Annotated in this window: 17 protein-coding genes; 6 read left to right on the forward strand and 11 right to left on the reverse strand. The window is 39.0% G+C overall.

Annotated features, from left to right (window positions below):
* Positions 1 to 69 precede the first annotated feature (69 nt).
* Together recQ and kdsA are read left to right on the forward strand one after the other, a co-directional pair.
* Positions 70 to 2,256 carry a DNA helicase RecQ gene (recQ, locus tag Q8M41_RS15710; RefSeq protein WP_305366242.1) on the forward strand — a complete coding sequence of 729 codons (2,187 nt, stop codon included), beginning with the start codon at positions 70 to 72 and terminating at the stop codon, positions 2,254 to 2,256.
* A complete protein-coding gene (gene kdsA, locus Q8M41_RS15715; protein ID WP_305366243.1) occupies positions 2,256 to 3,068 on the forward strand; it encodes a 3-deoxy-8-phosphooctulonate synthase in 813 nt (270 codons plus the stop codon). The genes recQ and kdsA overlap by 1 nt, the downstream gene beginning before the upstream one ends.
* Positions 3,069 to 3,123: 55 nt before the next feature.
* Here kdsA and Q8M41_RS15720 read toward each other — a convergent pair whose 3' ends face one another.
* The 6 genes from Q8M41_RS15720 to Q8M41_RS15745 all read right to left on the reverse strand — a co-directional run bounded on the left by Q8M41_RS15720 (position 3,124) and on the right by Q8M41_RS15745 (position 9,141).
* Positions 3,124 to 4,023 (reverse strand): sugar phosphate isomerase/epimerase, encoded by a 900-nt coding sequence (locus Q8M41_RS15720; RefSeq protein WP_305366244.1) that lies wholly within the window; start codon positions 4,021 to 4,023, stop codon positions 3,124 to 3,126.
* A gap of 18 nt (positions 4,024 to 4,041) precedes the next feature.
* Positions 4,042 to 5,004 carry a hypothetical protein gene (locus Q8M41_RS15725; protein ID WP_305366245.1) on the reverse strand — a complete coding sequence of 321 codons (963 nt, stop codon included), beginning with the start codon at positions 5,002 to 5,004 and terminating at the stop codon, positions 4,042 to 4,044.
* A gap of 37 nt (positions 5,005 to 5,041) precedes the next feature.
* Positions 5,042 to 5,899 (reverse strand): enolase C-terminal domain-like protein, encoded by an 858-nt coding sequence (locus tag Q8M41_RS15730; RefSeq protein WP_305366246.1) that lies wholly within the window; start codon positions 5,897 to 5,899, stop codon positions 5,042 to 5,044.
* A 145-nt stretch (positions 5,900 to 6,044) separates the two neighbouring features.
* Positions 6,045 to 6,473, reverse strand: coding sequence for a DUF6526 family protein (locus Q8M41_RS15735; protein WP_305366247.1), 429 nt, complete (start codon positions 6,471 to 6,473; stop codon positions 6,045 to 6,047).
* A 1-nt stretch (position 6,474) separates the two neighbouring features.
* Positions 6,475 to 8,382, reverse strand: a complete 1,908-nt coding sequence (locus Q8M41_RS15740) for an OmpA family protein (RefSeq protein WP_305366248.1) — start codon at positions 8,380 to 8,382, stop codon at positions 6,475 to 6,477.
* A 135-nt stretch (positions 8,383 to 8,517) separates the two neighbouring features.
* Positions 8,518 to 9,141 carry a 7-carboxy-7-deazaguanine synthase QueE gene (locus tag Q8M41_RS15745; RefSeq protein ID WP_305366249.1) on the reverse strand — a complete coding sequence of 208 codons (624 nt, stop codon included), beginning with the start codon at positions 9,139 to 9,141 and terminating at the stop codon, positions 8,518 to 8,520.
* A 91-nt stretch (positions 9,142 to 9,232) separates the two neighbouring features.
* On the opposite strand from Q8M41_RS15745, the gene Q8M41_RS15750 reads away from it, so the two are divergent.
* On the forward strand, positions 9,233 to 9,562 hold the full coding sequence (locus tag Q8M41_RS15750; RefSeq protein ID WP_305366250.1) for a Rieske 2Fe-2S domain-containing protein: 330 nt from the start codon (positions 9,233 to 9,235) through the stop codon (positions 9,560 to 9,562).
* Between the two features lie 10 nt (positions 9,563 to 9,572).
* On the opposite strand, the gene Q8M41_RS15755 is transcribed toward Q8M41_RS15750, so the two are convergent.
* From Q8M41_RS15755 to lepA, 4 genes are all read right to left on the reverse strand, one after another.
* A complete protein-coding gene (locus Q8M41_RS15755) occupies positions 9,573 to 9,992 on the reverse strand; it encodes a PIN domain-containing protein (protein ID WP_305366251.1) in 420 nt (139 codons plus the stop codon).
* On the reverse strand, positions 9,989 to 10,243 hold the full coding sequence (locus tag Q8M41_RS15760) for a DUF6364 family protein (RefSeq protein WP_305366252.1): 255 nt from the start codon (positions 10,241 to 10,243) through the stop codon (positions 9,989 to 9,991). Before Q8M41_RS15760 ends, Q8M41_RS15755 begins: the two co-directional genes overlap by 4 nt.
* A 74-nt stretch (positions 10,244 to 10,317) precedes the next feature.
* Complete coding sequence (locus Q8M41_RS15765) at positions 10,318 to 11,196, reverse strand: bifunctional 5,10-methylenetetrahydrofolate dehydrogenase/5,10-methenyltetrahydrofolate cyclohydrolase (protein WP_305366253.1); 879 nt, start codon at positions 11,194 to 11,196, stop codon at positions 10,318 to 10,320.
* A gap of 84 nt (positions 11,197 to 11,280) precedes the next feature.
* Positions 11,281 to 13,068, reverse strand: coding sequence for a translation elongation factor 4 (lepA, locus tag Q8M41_RS15770; RefSeq protein WP_305366254.1), 1,788 nt, complete (start codon positions 13,066 to 13,068; stop codon positions 11,281 to 11,283).
* Positions 13,069 to 13,260: 192 nt separating this feature from the next.
* Between lepA and Q8M41_RS15775 the strand changes: the two genes are divergently transcribed.
* The 3 genes from Q8M41_RS15775 (at position 13,261) to Q8M41_RS15785 (ending at position 16,249) form a co-directional block, all read left to right on the forward strand.
* Entirely contained in the window at positions 13,261 to 14,391 is a 1,131-nt protein-coding gene (locus Q8M41_RS15775) for an NAD(P) transhydrogenase subunit alpha (protein WP_305366255.1), read from the forward strand.
* A gap of 79 nt (positions 14,392 to 14,470) precedes the next feature.
* Positions 14,471 to 14,779 (forward strand): NAD(P) transhydrogenase subunit alpha, encoded by a 309-nt coding sequence (locus Q8M41_RS15780; RefSeq protein ID WP_305366256.1) that lies wholly within the window; start codon positions 14,471 to 14,473, stop codon positions 14,777 to 14,779.
* Between the two features lie 63 nt (positions 14,780 to 14,842).
* Positions 14,843 to 16,249, forward strand: a complete 1,407-nt coding sequence (locus tag Q8M41_RS15785; RefSeq protein WP_305366257.1) for an NAD(P)(+) transhydrogenase (Re/Si-specific) subunit beta — start codon at positions 14,843 to 14,845, stop codon at positions 16,247 to 16,249.
* Between the two features lie 113 nt (positions 16,250 to 16,362).
* On the opposite strand, the gene Q8M41_RS15790 is transcribed toward Q8M41_RS15785, so the two are convergent.
* Positions 16,363 to 17,742 (reverse strand): sigma-54 dependent transcriptional regulator, encoded by a 1,380-nt coding sequence (locus Q8M41_RS15790; RefSeq protein WP_305366258.1) that lies wholly within the window; start codon positions 17,740 to 17,742, stop codon positions 16,363 to 16,365.
* Positions 17,743 to 17,812 lie beyond the last annotated feature (70 nt).

Below are 17,812 nucleotides of genomic sequence, written 5' to 3' on the forward strand. Positions count from 1 at the left end.
TAATTAATCGCAAAAATATGTTATTTTGAATATTATTATGATCCATTTTCAATTTTTTCCAACCAGGCAATGGAAATAAACAAATCCCTGTTTGATAATTTACAAAATTTTTTCGGCTTTGATAACTTTAAAGGTGATCAGGAAGCTATAATAACCAGTATACTTCAAAAGAAAGATACCTTTGTCATAATGCCAACTGGTGGTGGCAAATCAATTTGTTACCAGTTACCAGCCCTGATGAGTGAAGGTACGGCAATTGTCATTTCGCCTCTAATTGCGCTGATGAAAAATCAGGTTGATCAGTTACGGGCTTTTGGTGGCACTGACAGCATTGCTCATTTTTTAAATTCCTCCTTAAATAAATCTGAGATTTCCAGAGTTAAGGAAGATGTAACCAATGGGGAAACCAAATTACTATATGTAGCTCCTGAATCACTTACCAAACCAGAGAATGTCGATTTTTTGCGCGGGATATCCATTTCATTTGTAGCAGTTGACGAAGCGCATTGTATTTCAGAATGGGGTCATGATTTCAGACCGGAGTATCGTAGAATTCGTCAGGTAATTGATAATATTGGAGACAATATTCCAATTATTGCGCTTACAGCTACCGCAACTCCTAAGGTTCAGCAGGATATTCAGAAAAACCTGCAGATGAATAATGCTGCTCTCTTTAAATCATCCTTTAACCGTCCCAATTTATTCTATGAAGTACGCGCCAAGCGGAATGTCATTAAGGAAATTGTCAGGTATGCGAAAATGAATTCCGGCAAATCGGGAATTGTTTATTGCCTGAGCCGTAAAAAGGTAGAGGAGGTTGCAGAAGCATTAAAACTGAATGGAATTAAGGCTCTTCCATACCATGCCGGACTTGATCCGAAGACAAGGGCTGAAACACAGGATAATTTCCTGATGGAAGATGTTGATGTGATTGTTGCAACCATTGCTTTTGGTATGGGTATCGACAAGCCGGATGTTCGTTATGTCATTCACCATGATATTCCAAAGAGCATGGAAGGTTATTACCAGGAAACCGGTCGATCAGGAAGGGATGGGGGTGAAGGTATTTGTGTTGCTTTTTACTCACAGAAAGATATTGATAAGCTCACCAAGTTTATGAAAGATAAACCTGTTTCTGAAAGAGAAATAGGGACTCAGATACTTAAGGAAGTGATTGATTATGCCGAATCTTCTGTATGCAGGCGTAAACAGATATTGCATTATTTTGGTGAGAACTTCAACGAAACGGGTTGCAATAGTATGTGTGATAATTGCCGTCACACAAAAAAATATTTCGATGCTGAGGCTCCATTACATAGCGTATTAAAATTAATAAGAGAGTTAGGAGAAAAATTTGATGATCAGTATTTCATCAATATTATGATGGGTATAGAGAATGCCCAAATCGCTTCTTATGAACATAGCAAACATCCTCTTTTTGGTTCCGGAAAGGAACAGGGTGAAATTTTGTGGAAATCCTTATTGCGGCAGGCTGTTCTTAATAATTATGTTCAAAAGGATATTGATAATTATGGATTATTAAAGCTAACCAAATCCGGCAATTCATTTATTGAAAACCCGCATTCATTGAAGTTTATATTAAACTATTTGATGGATGAGGCTGAAGATGAGGTTGAAGAATCTCAGCAGCAGAGCGGAGCACTGGATACCCAGCTTTTACAGATGCTTAAAGATCTGCGGAAAAAGATCGCCAAACAGAAAAATTTACCTCCATTTGTGGTTTTTCAGGATCCATCGCTGGATGAAATGTGTATCCACTATCCGGTTTCCATTGAGGAACTTAAACAGATTCATGGTGTTGGTTCGGGAAAAGCTTTGAAGTTTGGTCTGCCGTTTATTGAACTCATTAAAAAATATGTTGATGATAATGATATTGACCGACCAGTAGATCTTGTTATAAAGAGTGCTGCCAATAAATCTGCTCTCAAAGTGTCAATAATACAAAATATCGACAGACAAATCGCATTGGAAGATATAGCATCTGCCAAAGGAATTACCTACGATGATATTTTGAAAGAACTGGAAACCATCGTAAACTCCGGGACTAAACTAAACCTCAATTATTATATTGATGAATTGATAGAGGAGGACAGGCAGGATGAGGTTTACGATTATTTCAGGTCGACAGAAACGGATTCCATTGATACCGCAATAGCTGAACTTGGAACAGATGATTATACACGCGAAGAGGTACAACTGATGCGTATCAAATTTATATCAGAATTAGGAAATTAATGATCAATAATATCCCGCAAATAAAACATACCGGCTCAGGCAATTTTTTTCTCATGGCTGGTCCTTGTGCAATAGAAAGTGAAGAAATGGCTCTCAGAATAGCCGATCGGATTGTAAATATTACAGACAGATTAGCTATCCCATTGATATTCAAGGGTTCATATAGAAAGGCAAACCGTTCACGTCTTGATTCTTTTACAGGAATTGGGGATGAAAAAGCGCTTAAAATATTATCACGGGTCAGTCGTGAATTTGCTGTACCTACGGTAACAGATATTCATGAAAGTCATGAAGCTGCAATGGCCGCTGAGTATGTGGATGTATTGCAAATTCCTGCTTTTTTATGCCGTCAGACCGATCTTTTGATTGCTGCTGCTAAGACCGGAAAGACAATTAATGTAAAAAAAGGGCAGTTTCTGTCTGCCTCAGCAATGCGTTTTGCAGTAGATAAGGTTCAGGATTCGGGTAATCCGAACGTGATCCTAACCGATCGGGGTAACACTTTCGGATATCAGGATATGATAGTTGATTTCAGGGGCATACCAGAAATGAGATCCTTTGGAGTGCCGGTAGTGATGGATTGTACACACTCATTGCAGCAACCCAATCAGGCCAGCGGTGTAACCGGAGGAAAGCCTGCCCTGATAGAAACTATTGCAAAAGCTGCCATAGCCGTCGGATCAGATGGATTATTCATAGAAACCCATCCTGACCCGGCCAATGCCAAATCAGATGGGGCAAATATGCTTCACCTGGATAATCTGGAAGACCTGCTGATCAAATTAATCAGGATAAGACAGGCAATTGACTGATCCTGAGTAAATTGCAGGGTGACATACTAGAGGATCAGACAAGTAAGTAGAAAACTTAAGATTTGTTGTAAATATTAGCTTTTAGCCATTCCACACTTGATGCCGGATCATCAATAATCTTTGCACCATCCTGTTCAATAAAGGCGTGCTTAACACCCGAAAGTCGTGAATTTTCAAAAATATGTTTGAAATCAACCTTGCCTTTTCCCACCGGGCAAGGCTTGCCAGTAGCTTTGTCAAGGTCTTTAACATGCCATAAGGGGAATCGGTTTGGGTATTTTTTGAACAATGCCACCGGATCCATACCCGCTGCTGTTGCCCAGGCAAGATCCAGTTCCATGAACACTTTATTTTTATCAGTATTGCCTAAAACATAATCGAAAGCAGATGTACCTTCAATGACAGTAAACTCCGACTGATGGTTATGGTAGGCAAATTTCATTTTATTTTTTGCGGCGGCATCACCTGCCTTAATAAAGATTTCAGTGGTTTTTTTAATCTCATCAAGATTATTGATTGATGAACTTGAACAAATTACCCAGCCACAGCCACCTTCGGCTGATTCATCTACGATTTGCTGCAAATTATCTCTCAGATTTCGTGAGCCCGCGGCTACCTGAGTAGTACGGGGTAAGCCGCCCACATGATTACCTATCCATTTTAAACCCAAATCATTTACCATTGCCGCAAAATCCCTCGCTGAATGTCTGTAATATAAGCCACCGGTCCCTGTGGCCGTTTCGAGTTCCCTGATTCCAAGGTCTGCAATTTGTTTAAGAACAGTTTTTGTATCCGCGCCCGGCGCATTAATTATGCTGTTTAATGTATATACCTGTAAACCAAATGGGGGATATTTGAGTGCAGGGTAACCATTTATTGAATTAGCCCATACAGGTAAAGCACTGCTTAATGCAATGATCCCTGAGGTTTCAAGGAAAGATCTTCTATTGATCATATATTTTTTATTTGATGACTATTTTTTTGTATTGTAGAATTGATATTTGATAGCCCAGTTGAATTCTTTACCCGGGTCAGCATCAACCTTAATAAAAGGCTCAGGACTCAGTGTGGTGGGAACAGACCAGTACATGAATTTTGACAAGGCCCTGTCGGCAGTTATTCTGACACCAGCACCGGTTTTTTTGTTTTCGATTCTGAAATCATAATCTTCAACTTTATCACCTGAATATCCTGTTGGGTACTCCATTGTACTTTCACCTTTTTTGAGATCCCTTAAATAAGTCATTTTGTTTTCACTGAAATCCATCAGTTTCTTACCTGTTGGTTTATTTTCAATTTTGAAGGGAAGTGTAACTGTAAAATCGGATCCGGTGGTCTGATTGTCGATCACGAAGAAATTATGGTTAAAAACACTCGTATTAATTGATTTCTGACCGGTGTTCTTTAAATTATGCTCTAGTACCAGTTCAGGTTTGCCTTTTAATAATCTTACCGTTTTAGTATAGGTATATGAATAACCTTTACCATCATTCAGTTTATGAGTAAAGATAATCCTGTCAGCTTTTTTACGAACTTTCCATGTTCCAGTATTGACAAGTTCAAAAGGAGCATTGAAGCGGTATGGATTGTTATTTATCTTTTTAACTGTTCCAATACCAATTTTAATAAAGGTTTCACCCGGAGCGGCTGAATCATATTCAATCGGATCAAAAGCCTCTACAGGGCCAGTAATCGCATCGTGTCTTTTGGGATCATGTTTTGCATACCACTCTCCGAAATATTCATGACCCTTATATTTAAGACTTGGAATTACACCAGCCCAGTCAAACCTGGTACCGCGGTAAAATCCTTCTTTTACGTCAGGTAAGTATAATCTGGCTTCAATTTCTACATTTGAAATCCTGGCTTCAGGATATTGAGCAGAGACCTGCAAGCAGGAAAGTAGAAGACATACAGTTAAAATCTGTTTTAGCATTATGATTAATATTTATAGTTTATTTTAAAAATCAGGGTTATGGTCTGATCAGTGTACCATCTGCTTTACGCACCTGCCAGTTTGATTTTGTACCTATCGGATATTTTGCAGCTTCTTTTTCATTAATATCCACACCCAATCCCGGCACCTCATTCACATACATATAGCCGTTTTTCATCGTAGGGCATCCTGAAAATACCTCTTTCATTTTATCCGAAAAACGAATCGACTCCTGGATTCCAAAATTCCAGACCGCAAGGTCGATGTGTGCATTTGCTGCATGACCTACAGGTGAAACATCGCCAGGTCCGTGCCAGGCACCATAGCCTCCTTGCTGTATCCTGACGTACTTATATCCCTCATCCATAAACTTCTGGACATTATCTGCTACTTCCTCAGGAGTGCTTCCACTTGCATGGGCATAACAGGGTACAGCAAACCTTACCTTTCTACCAAGAAGCTGATATGCAGGCATGTTTGCACGTTTCCCCTTAATATCCCACAAGGCCTGATCCAATCCACTTAGTGCATTATTCAACACAGGGCCATTTCGCCAGTATGAGCTGACATAGACTCCATGCCACATATCTTCAATATTGTCTACATCCTTTCCAACACAAAAATCATTCAGGTAACTATTGATCGCAGTGACCACAGCCATCGCTCTTTGGGTGAATGTGGCACAGCCCAATCCATATAAGCCAGGTTCAGAGGTCTCAACTTTTACAACGATCAGGTTGGATCCAGCCGGGGCGCAGGCAATAGCCTTAACACTTGTAATCTTAACAGGAGCCATTCCACGTGTGTAGGATGGTGCTTCTTTTTCAGAGGCTCTGGCAGTAGATGATGAGCCAAACATACCTAGAATTCCTGCGCTTGAACCTATGCCGAGCATTTATAATGCTTCACGACGGTCAAATATGTTTTGATCTTTTTTGCTATCCATATTTAAAAAACTGATTAAATGTTATGATTGTTATCCTAGATAAAGCCAGTCAAAAGATAATTATTTTTTATAGCATTTGTATAAAATACACTGTTTAAACTCTGTGATAATCAGGTTTCCAATTTTTGATCAATAATTTAATGGCTTTATTTGTCATATTCTCTGCAAGTGCTTTTTGTACAAGTTCCAAAAACTCTACATCAGATGCAAAACGAAGCGCCACAATCTGACTAATTCGCAATCCTGCCGGAAGAGGTTTGCCGCTCAGAATGAAATGCCTGAAATTTTCTTCTGCACGTATGGCTCTGTCCTGAGCCTTGAGTGGAAAAACCCGAACGAACCAGTATAGCATGATACAACATACAAATAAGAGCAGCAGCAGACTTGCAGCGTATAAATTATCAGTCCCAAAAGATTCAACAAGATTGACAGATGATCCAATTGATCCTGATATTAAAAATAAAGCAAGTATTCTGTGATAACTTGTGATAAAGCGTGTGTGATTTTTGAAATTTTGTTCCATTTTATTTCGTTGTGATTTTAAATTCTGTTCTCCTGTTATTTTTTCTGTTTTCTTCAGATGAATTATCATTAAGCGGAAGCCCTTCGCCATAGCCTTTATAACTTATCTTATCTGCAGAAATATGGTTACTTAGGAGATAATCATAAACAGTACGGGCCCGGTTTTCAGAAAGCTCAAGATTTGACTTCTCATCACCGACATCATCTGTATGCCCGCCAATTTCGATAGAGACTGATGGATTCTCCTTCATAAAACGAATCAAATGTTGTAATTCGGTTTTCGATTCATGGAGGAGATTATATTTGCCGCTCTCGAAAAAGATATTATTAAGTATTACCAGTCCGCCAACCTCTATTTTCTTTAAAGGAATTTCCAAAATAAATGGTTTATTAATCAGGTTCAGATCAGGCGTGAAGTTTTGTGAATAGAAAAGGTACCCATCTTTAGAGACATTTAACCCAAAAGACTTACCTGCCATTATGGTCGCCAGAAACTCACCTGTTTCGGGATCGGTAACATCGTCAAAAATAGCTTTCCCGTCTTTAAGATTAATAATTTCGACTTTCGCGTCGAGAATTTCTTTTGTGATTTTGTCAAAAACCAATCCCTTAACATAGGTTACAGTATTGGGTCTCATGGCTTCCGGCAATTCGAAAGAGTAAATGTCAAGTCCGCCAAACCCGCCTTTCTGGTTGGTAGAAAAGAAAGCAAGTTTGCCATTGCTGCTGATACTTAAGCCACTTTCTTCACCAAAAGTATTGATCGGATATCCCAGATTCTGAGGCCTTTTCCAGCCTGCTTGAACTTCATCCTTAAAAAGTTTTCGGCTAATGAAAAGATCCTTGTTTCCCAGTCCCGGCCAACCATTTGAAGAGAAATAAAGGCTTTCATCATCGGGGTGAATAAATGGCGATTGTTCGTCGTACGAGGTATTTATCTCTGGTCCTAGATTTAATGGAATACCCCATGATCCATCATTATTAAGTTCTGATTTCCAGATGTCATAGCCACCGAATCCTCCATTTCGGGTACTTACAAAGTATAAGGTTCTGCCATCGGCACTGATAGATGGCTGAGATTCCCAGCCAGGAGTATTAATTGGCCCACCTATATTAAAGGGTTTACTCCAGCCATTTCCTTCCCATCTGGAAATATAGATATCGCATCTCCCTAAGCCATCCGGACGGTTACAACCTGTGAAAAACAAATAATTCCCATCAGGCGAAATGCATTGAGCTCCTTCATTATAATTAAACGTATTAATCTCTTTGCTCAGATACTCAGCTGTAGCCCAGAGGCTGTCACGTTTGACACTTTTGAAAAAATCTTCGTTTCTGTTAGTCTGACGAGTGAATATGATCATTTTCTCATCGGCAGTAATTACAGGCAGATACTCTTCTTCTTTTGAATTAATTCCGGGACCCAGATTGACAGGTTTAAAGCTTACCGGATTCTTGATTGCATCAAGGCTAAAACTACAATCTGCAACATATTTACCTGTTTTTTGTTTGCTTTCTGCACTCAGGCCGGGATACGAAAGATATTTATTGAAATGTTCATATGCATTGGCATAATTGCCCGTATTTAATTCGCTTTCGGCAAGACCAAAATAAGTTAGTGGTAAAAATTCAGGATCTATTTCAAGAACCTTTTTGTAACTGATCAGGGCTTTACTATAATTTCCGGACTTTCGATAAATATCCCCTAGCTGCTGATAGGCAGCAGTGAAATTTTTATCCAGGATAACCGCCTGACTCAGTTCAGCTATTGCCTTATCATATAATCTGTAGCTTAAATATTGATTTGCCAGATTATATGATTTTTGTGCCTGTTTAACCGGGGAGGAAGTTTGTTTTTGTGCTAAACAAATACAAGGTAATAGACATAATAACAGCAGTAATATTTTCATTCTTATGAGGCTTTCCCTTTGTATGAAGGTAGAAAATATTCTGTATTAAGCCTACCGATTAATTAAGCAGGAATAATAAAATTCCGGGATGGATTTATTCCGAATTAAACGCCAATAATCTAAATGAAAAAAGAATCAGGGAATATTAAGATATTTATGAGTCTGCAGAGAGATTTCCCACTTTGGGTTCTCCATAACATAATCAATGATCAACGGGATCACTTCTGCTGATTTTGACCATTCAGGCTGCAGGTATAGTTTACATCCTTCGGATACTGTAGCGGCATATTCCTCTGCCCATTTAAAATCACTTTTGTTGAAGACAATCACTTTTAATTCTCCGGCCAGTGGAGCTATATCCGGACGCGGGGCCTTGAATTTTTTTGGTGAAAGACAAATCCAGTCCCAGGTGCCGGAAAGGGGATAGGCACCTGATGTTTCAATAAATGTTTTAATTCCTCTTTGCTGTAATTCTGAGGTAAGATAATCCAGGTTATAGATAAGAGGTTCACCACCAGTCACTACAACTGCTTTACCGGGGTATTTTTCGGCATTTTTCACGATTTGATCTGAATCTGTCAATGGATGCAATTCTGCATCCCAGCTTTCTTTCACATCACACCAGTGACAACCCACATCGCAACCGCCCAAACGAATAAAATAGGCTGCTTTTCCGGAATGAAATCCTTCACCCTGTATGGTGTAGAACTCTTCCATTAATGGTAATAAGGTGCCGTCGGCTGGAATTTGGTGTGCCATTTTGTAATTTAGAGCGCAAATATACTTAAGTTTAAGAGATCAACCTTGAGCAAAACAGATAGAGACGCAATTCTGACAATTCAATTTTAATATGAACTGGATTAATATACTTCCCGCGAGCATCACAGCTTCTGAAGATTTTATCAGAACTGTACAGGTATCGGGAAGAAAACTGTGTATAGTGAAGACAGGAAATGAATTTTATGCTGTACAGAGCAAATGCCCCCATGCTGGTGCTGAACTTAGTAATGGATGGTGTGTCTCTGGTAAACTGATATGTCCTTACCACCGGCATGAATTTGATCTTAAAACTGGCCGTGGTGCCGAAGGACAAGGTAATTATATTGATACCTATCCGGTTGAGCTGAGAGAAGATGGATTTTATATCGGAATTTCAAAACCCTGGTGGAAGTTCTGGTAAATTTCTAATCTTATTTGAAAAGGTATTTTTTACAGAATTCTTCACTGTTCAGTATTTCGATTTCAGAAAAATAGAAATCTGTTTTATCTTCAGTAATGATGCAGTCACACTTACTTTCCAGGGCAGCATAATATTCAAGTCCATCTTCAAAATCATGAATGGAAGGATTCGCTATACATTTCAAAACAGCTTCACATGAATTTGTTGCAATGCTAATATGCTCTGAAAGTATTTTTATTTTGGATTTTGCAACACTGCTCTTATGCTTTTTTTCTGCAAAATAATAGGCAATAGCCAGACATATCGGTGAAGTCAGTAAACAGAATTTTTTGTTTCCGGCCAGACTCAATATTCTCGCTGAATTTGTAAAAGTGGGATATTCCTTGTTCAATACAGAAACCAGAATGTTGGCATCCAAAAAAATATTCATTTTCTTGAATCGAAAAATTCCTTTTTAGCTGATTTTCTACTTTGTTTAGTCTGATATTCAGCTTTGCCTTCGGCAATCAGATTTACCCAATCAGCTATGGGGTATTCTTCGAGGGATTGGTAATCTGTTGAAGTAACTTTTGTTAAAAGAAATTCTATGAGCCTTGATAGACTAATGTCGTTTTCATCTGCATACTTTTTTGCTTTATTGATGACATCTTCATTAAAGCTAAGCGTTAATTTAGCATTCATAAATAAACTCCTCTCTGTTTTTACACAAAAATAATATTTTTTACGTATATCTTTTAGTATTTTTACGTATAATTTTAATAAATTTCTTTTTTTGCAGAAGCCAGGGTATTTTTCAGTAAGCCTACGATGGTCATCAAACCCACACCTCCAGGAACAGGAGTAATCCATGAGCTTTTTGGTGCTACATTTTCAAAATCTACATCTCCGTAAAGTTTGAAACCTGATTTGGTCTCAGAGGAAACCTCGCGATTCATACCAACATCAATGACAATAGAACCTTCTTTAACCATGTCGGCGGTAATGAAATTCTTTTTACCTATTGCAACGATTAATATGTCAGCATCCAGGCTATATTTTTTAATATCAGGAGTTTTGCTGTGGCAGATGGTAACAGTGCAATTTCCAGGATTTGTATTCCTTGCCATTAATATGCTCATCGGTGAACCCACAATATTACTTCTGCCAACAACGACACAATGTTTACCGGCAGTATCGATTCCATATTCCTGAAGCATCAGTAAAATACCATAAGGAGTTGCCGGTAAAAAGGAGGGAAGGTTACGCTGCATCCTACCAAGGTTAACCGGATGGAAGCCGTCCACATCTTTTTCAGGAGATATTTTTTCAGTAACTTTATCTGCAGAGATATGTTTTGGAAGAGGAAGCTGAACAAGGATACCATCTGTTTCAGGATCTTTATTTACTTCATCAATTTTCCGGAGTAATTCTTCTTCAGTGATTGTATTCTCAAAGCGATACAAGGTTGAATTAAAACCTACCTTTTCACAGTTTTTTATTTTACTGGCAACATAGGTTTCTGAACCCCCATCATGCCCAACAAGTATGGCTACCAGATGGGGTTTACGGCCAGTATTCTTTAAAATTTCGGCTGCCTCAATTGCGATTCTTTCTTTTAGTTTCTCTGAAACAAATTTTCCGTCGAGTAACTGCATTTTTATTGAAATATAGTATTTATTAACATTTAGTGGCTTATTAACATGTTAATTTCGCAATTCGCGTAATGCGAAATAGTTAAATTAATCTAATTTCAGGACTGCCATGAAGGCTGTTTGAGGTATTTCCACATTGCCTACCTGTCTCATTCGCTTTTTACCCTTTTTCTGTTTTTCAAGAAGCTTACGTTTCCTTGAAATATCACCACCATAGCATTTCGCAGTTACATCTTTACGCAGGGCCTTTACAGTTTCGCGGGCAATAATTTTCGCTCCGATGGATGCCTGAATAATAATCTCAAACTGCTGGCGCGGAATCAGTTCTCTAAGTTTTTCACAGATCTTTTTCCCAAAATTATAGGAGTTTGTTCTATGAATTAATGATGAAAGGGCATCAACAGGTTCACTGTTTAAGAGTATATCCAAACGAACCAGGTCAGACTGCCGGTAACCGATCTGATGATAATCGAATGATGCGTAACCTTTGGAAATTGTTTTTAAACGATCATAAAAATCGAATACAATTTCACCCATCGGCATTTCAAAGATCAGCTCAACCCGGTCGGAGGTTAGGTAGGATTGATTGACTATCGTGCCACGTTTCTGAATACAGAGCGACATGATTGGCCCTACAAATTCAGATTTAGTGATAATATTGGCCTTAATATAAGGTTCTTCAACATGATCCAGTTTACTTGGATCAGGCAGATCGGAGGGGTTATGTACATCGATCTCCAGACCTTTGGAAGTAAATGCTTTATAGGATACATTCGGAACAGTGGTAATCACTGTCATGTCGAATTCTCTTTCCAGTCGCTCCTGAATAATCTCCATGTGGAGCATACCCAGGAAACCACAACGGAAACCAAATCCCAAAGCCGCTGATGATTCAGGTTCGAATACGATAGAAGCATCATTAAGCTGCAGTTTGTGCATACTTTCACGAAGTTCCTCGTACTCATCCGTGTCAACCGGATATATACCGGCAAATACCATTGGTTTTACTTCCTCAAAACCTTTGATCGGTTCTGAACTTGGTTTATCTTTATGTGTAATCGTATCTCCGACCTTAACTTCACGTGCTTCTTTTATCCCCGAAATGATATAACCTACATCCCCGGTTTTAATCACATCTTTTGGTTTCTGGGTCAACTTTAAGGTTCCTACTTCCTCTGCGATATAATCCTTATCTGTCGCTACAAACTTCACCTTATCTCCCTTACGGATCTCGCCATTAAGTACCTTATAATATGCAATAATACCCCTGAATGAATTAAAAACAGAGTCGAATATCAAAGCCTGTAATTCCCCATCAGGATTGCCCTTTGGAGCAGGAATACGTTCAATTATGGCTCTTAAAATACTATCTACACCTAAACCGGTTTTGCCGGATGCCGGAATAATTTCTTCGCGTTTACAACCAATCAGTTCAATAATCTGGTCTTTCACTTCTTCAGGCATAGCTCCCGGAAGGTCCATCTTGTTCAAAATTGGAATAATCTCCAGGTCGTGCTCAAGTGCCAGGTACAAATTAGATATGGTCTGTGCTTGTATTCCCTGCGAAGCATCCACGATTAGTAATGCACCTTCACAGGCAGCAATCGAGCGAGAAACTTCATAGGAAAAATCCACGTGACCCGGTGTGTCTATCAGATTAAGAACATAGGGCTGACCATCCTGAATGTAATCCATTTGGATTGCATGACTCTTAATGGTAATTCCGCGCTCACGTTCCAAATCCATATCATCAAGCAGTTGAGCCTGGGATTCACGCTGGGTGATTGTATTAGTATACTCCAGAAGACGGTCAGCCAGAGTGCTTTTACCGTGATCAATATGAGCAATTATGCAAAAGTTACGTATATACTTCATTTGAGGCGCAAATATAGTTTATTAAGCTCAAATTTTATTCCAATAAATGAATTCATGATCCTGATTAGCTAAGCGCCAAAAGCTTAATGTTTGCCTTGAAAATATTTGTAATTTTTTTAATGCAGCTTTCTTTATAGCTAATTTTTTTTTCTATTTTGGGAAATAATCACTTTATAAACATTACAAGAATTCATGACTATTGGTATTTTGCTTGAGCCCATCCCGGAAACACGGGTATCATTAATTCCCGAACATATTTCAGTCCTGAAGAAACAAAATATAAATGTATTAGCCGAAAGCAATTGTGGTGCAAAGGCATTTGCTCCTGACATACTCTATTCTGAACAGGGTGCCGAGATCAGTTCAAGAGAGAATGTTTTAAAAAATTCAGATATTTTATTGAGTATTCATCCCCTAACGGAGGATGATCTTAACAAAGTCAAAAAATCAGCTGTAATATTGGGTGTTTTTAATCCGCTGGCCAATTTTGAATTAATTAAGAAATGGGCGGAATGTGGATTTACGACCTTTAGTATGGATATGCTGCCCCGTACAACCAGAGCGCAGAGTATGGATATACTGAGTTCTCAGGCTAATATTGCAGGCTATAAAGCTGTGATTCTGGCTGCTATGCAACTTCCCAAGTATTTTCCGATGTTTATGACCGCTGCAGGAAGTATTGCTCCGGCAAAAGTGATGATACTGGGAGCAGGAGTTGCCGGACTCCAGGCAATTGCGACAGCCAAACGTTTGGGTGCTGTTGTTGAAGTTTTTGATACCCGTCCGGCTGTTAAAGAAGAAGTGATGAGTCTGGGTGCCAAGTTTATAGAAGTGGAAGGTGCTCTTGATGCTTCAAAGGCCGGTGGTTATGCAGTTGACCAGACCGAAGAATATAAACAAAAGCAACAGGCAAGGATTGCTGAGGTTGCAACTAAAGCTGATGTAATTATTACAACCGCACAGATTCAGGGTAAAAAAGCTCCAATACTTTTGCCCGACAGTATTTTGGATAATATGAAGGCCGGTTCGCTTATAATCGACCTGGCCTCGATCACAGGAGGTAATACGACCCGTACTAAAGACCGTGAAACCGTTGTGTATAAAAATGTAACAATCATTGGCAATTCAAACTTGCAGGGCACAATGCCATCTGATGCAAGTAAGTTATATGGAAAGAATATTTTAAACTTTCTGCAGCTCATCATAGGGAAAGAGGGACAACTCAATTTAAATTTTGAAGATGATCTGGTGAAAGGTACATGCATCAGCAATAATGGCGAAGTGTGTAATGATAGGGTGAAGGAATTGACAGTTAATAAGTAGTAAGTTTTAAGTAATAAGTTGTAAGTGATAAGTTTTAAAACTGTTTCAAACCACTGAAATACAATATTTGATAGATAATATGGACGAGATATTTAACTGGCTTAACCAGCATCAGCAGATTATTTACATTGTTATTCTGAGTGTATTTCTTGGAATTGAGGTCATTGGCAGAGTTCCCAGCGTTTTACATACGCCATTAATGAGTGGTGCTAATGCGATTCACGGAGTGGTTATAATAGGGGCTATTATTGTAATGGGAAAGGCCGAAAGCGATAATTTGCTTGCCCTTATTCTGGGATTTCTTGCGGTGATTCTGGGTACCTTAAATGTTGTGGGCGGTTTTGTAGTGACGGATCGTATGCTTGAAATGTTTAAAAAGAAGAAATAATAAACCTGATTTCTATCAGATTAGTTTTAATCCAACCCTTATAAAATTCAGAAATACAGTACAATGGAATTAAATATCTTGATTATTTGTTACCTGATTGGTTCTGTAACCTTCATTATTGGTTTAAAGATGTTAAGTCATCCGGAGAGTGCAAGAAAGGGTAATCTTATTGCCGCCGCTGGTATGGCTGTTTCTATTTTGGGTACAATCTTTCTTTACGAGGAAGAGGGGCTAAGACTGGGGAACTATGTCTGGATTTTTTCGGCATTAATCATTGGTACAATTTTAGGTACAATGGCCGCCAAGAGGGTAATGATGACGGCTATGCCTGAAATGGTGAGTTTATTTAACGGAATGGGAGGGGCCTGTGCCGCTCTGATTTCCATTGTAGAATTTGACCACCTTTCGCATCTGGTTCAGGCTGGTGCTACTGCTGACCGTGGAATATTACTGATTATTTTTGCTGGATTGATCATCGGGACAATTTCGTTTGCAGGTAGTATGGTTGCATGGGGTAAATTAAATGGAAAAATCAAAGACTTTTCATTCAATGGGCAACATATCGTAAACCTGGTCATTTTCGGTGTAATAATTGCGCTTTCTGCTTATCTGATAATTTCCCTAGATACAGCAGCCAGTACATTATTCTATGTCATATTTGCTTTGTCGATCGTTTACGGACTCTTTTTCGTTTTTCCAATTGGAGGTGCAGATATGCCCGTTGTTATTTCATTATTAAACTCATTTACCGGGGTTGCCGCCGCATTTGGTGGTTTCCTGTATGATAATCCGGTGATGTTAACGGGTGGTATTCTGGTTGGTTCTGCGGGTACTATTCTGACAATTCTGATGTGTAAAGCAATGAACCGTCCGCTTAGCAATGTCTTGATAGGTTCATTCGGCGGTGCTTCTGCCGGATCTGCAGGGAAGGAGCAGGGAGCTTACAAAGAAATTAGCATCAGCGACTCTGCTGTGGTCATGAGCTATGCTAAACGGGTAATGATCGTGCCAGGCTATGGTCTTGCAGTTGCTCAGGCTCAGCATGTATGCCATGAGCTGGAAAAGTTACTGAGTGACAAAGGAGTAGAGGTTAATTATGCTATTCATCCGGTTGCAGGACGTATGCCCGGTCATATGAACGTTCTTCTTGCCGAAGCAGATGTAGATTATGCGAGATTACTTGAAATGGAACAGGCAAATGAGGAATTTCCTATGACTGATGTTGTCTTAATTTTGGGGGCCAACGATGTGGTCAACCCGGCAGCAAAAACAGATCCTGGGTCTCCAATTTATGGCATGCCTGTTTTGGATGTAGAACTCTCTAAGCTCGTGATTATTAATAAACGAAGCATGAACCCTGGATATGCGGGTATCGAAAATGAGCTTTTCTTTCAGCCTAAATCCTCTATGCTTTTCGGAGATGCTAAATCAGTGCTTCAGCAGTTGGTAACTGAAATCAAAACACTCTAGCTAAGCTGAAAGCCTAAAGCTAAAAGGATAAAGCTGGATTCGTTTATATATTTCTACTTTTCTACTTTAACTATTAACTGTTAGCTTTCTGCTTTTGGCTTTGTGCTTTAAGCTTAATCGGCTCTTTTCAGTCCATATTTCTCAATTTTACTGTACAGATGGCTTCTTTGTATATCTATGTCATCTGCTGTTTTAGACACATTCCAGTTGTTTTTTTCCAGTTTGTATTTGATATAATCCCTTTCGGCAAAATCTTTGTACTCCTGAAAGTTGGTGAACTGATCAAAATTTTGCTGAGGTGCTGCTGCTGGGCTTTCAGATCCTAATGAAAAAGAAGCTGGATTTGCATAATTGGTAACATCAGCTTCTGTAATTAATTTATCACTCAAAATAATCAGTCGCTCAATCATATTACGAAGCTCCCGGATATTACCGGTCCAGTTCATTTCCTGTAATGCAATCATTGCCGAATCACTGATTTTTTTAACCGGCATTCCGTAATCATTACAGATTTCTTCACAGAAATTTTGGGCAATAAGTGGTATATCTTCTTTCCGCTCAGTTAAATGTGGTACATGTATCAGTATTACACTTAAACGATGGTATAAATCCATTCTGAAATTTCCTGCTTCAATTTCCTTTTGAAGGTCCTTATTTGTAGCAGCAATTACCCTGACATCTACATCAATCTCTTTTTCGCCGCCTACCCGGGTTATTTTATTTTCCTGAAGAGCACGCAGAACTTTTGCCTGTGCTGAAAGACTCATGTCTCCAATTTCATCCAGAAACAAAGTGCCGCCGCTTGCCTGTTCAAACTTTCCTATTCTTTGCTTGATGGCTGAAGTAAAAGATCCCTTCTCATGCCCAAAAAGCTCACTTTCAATCAGCTCTGAGGGTATTGCAGCACAATTCACCTCAACAAGTACATAGTTGGCACGATTTGATTTTTCATGCAGCCAGCGAGCCACGAGCTCTTTTCCGCTTCCATTTGCCCCTGTAATAAGTACTCTTGCATCAGTAGGGGCAACCCTTTCAATTGTAGCTTTGATTCGTTCAATGGCTACTGAATTACCCAGCATCTCACGGGTCTTACTGACCTTACGCTTTAAAACTTTTGTTTCTGTTACCAGAGTTTTACGTTCTAATGCATTTCTTACCGTAATCAGTAAGCGATTAAGATCAGGTGGTTTTGAAATAAAGTCATAGGCTCCCTTTTTACTGGCCTCTACAGCTGTTTCAATTGTCCCATGACCAGAAATCATAATAAATGGCAGATCAGGCTGAATTTTCAGTCCTTCAGTAAGAACCTCCAGGCCGTCCATTTTATTCATTTTTATATCGCAAAGAACCAGATCATATTCATTTTTCCTGATCAGTTCTAATGCATCGATTCCGTTATCTACATCCTCAACCTGGTACTCCTCATATTCAAGTATTTCTCTTAAAGTATTTCGGATTGCCCTCTCATCATCAATGATTAATATTTTTGCCATAAGTATCAAGTAGATTTTTAATATAAATCGGTTTAATACCGAATATAATAACCATAATTTTTATTACAAA

This window comes from Daejeonella sp., from assembly GCF_030684675.1.
In the GTDB taxonomy this organism is placed as follows: domain Bacteria; phylum Bacteroidota; class Bacteroidia; order Sphingobacteriales; family Sphingobacteriaceae; genus Daejeonella.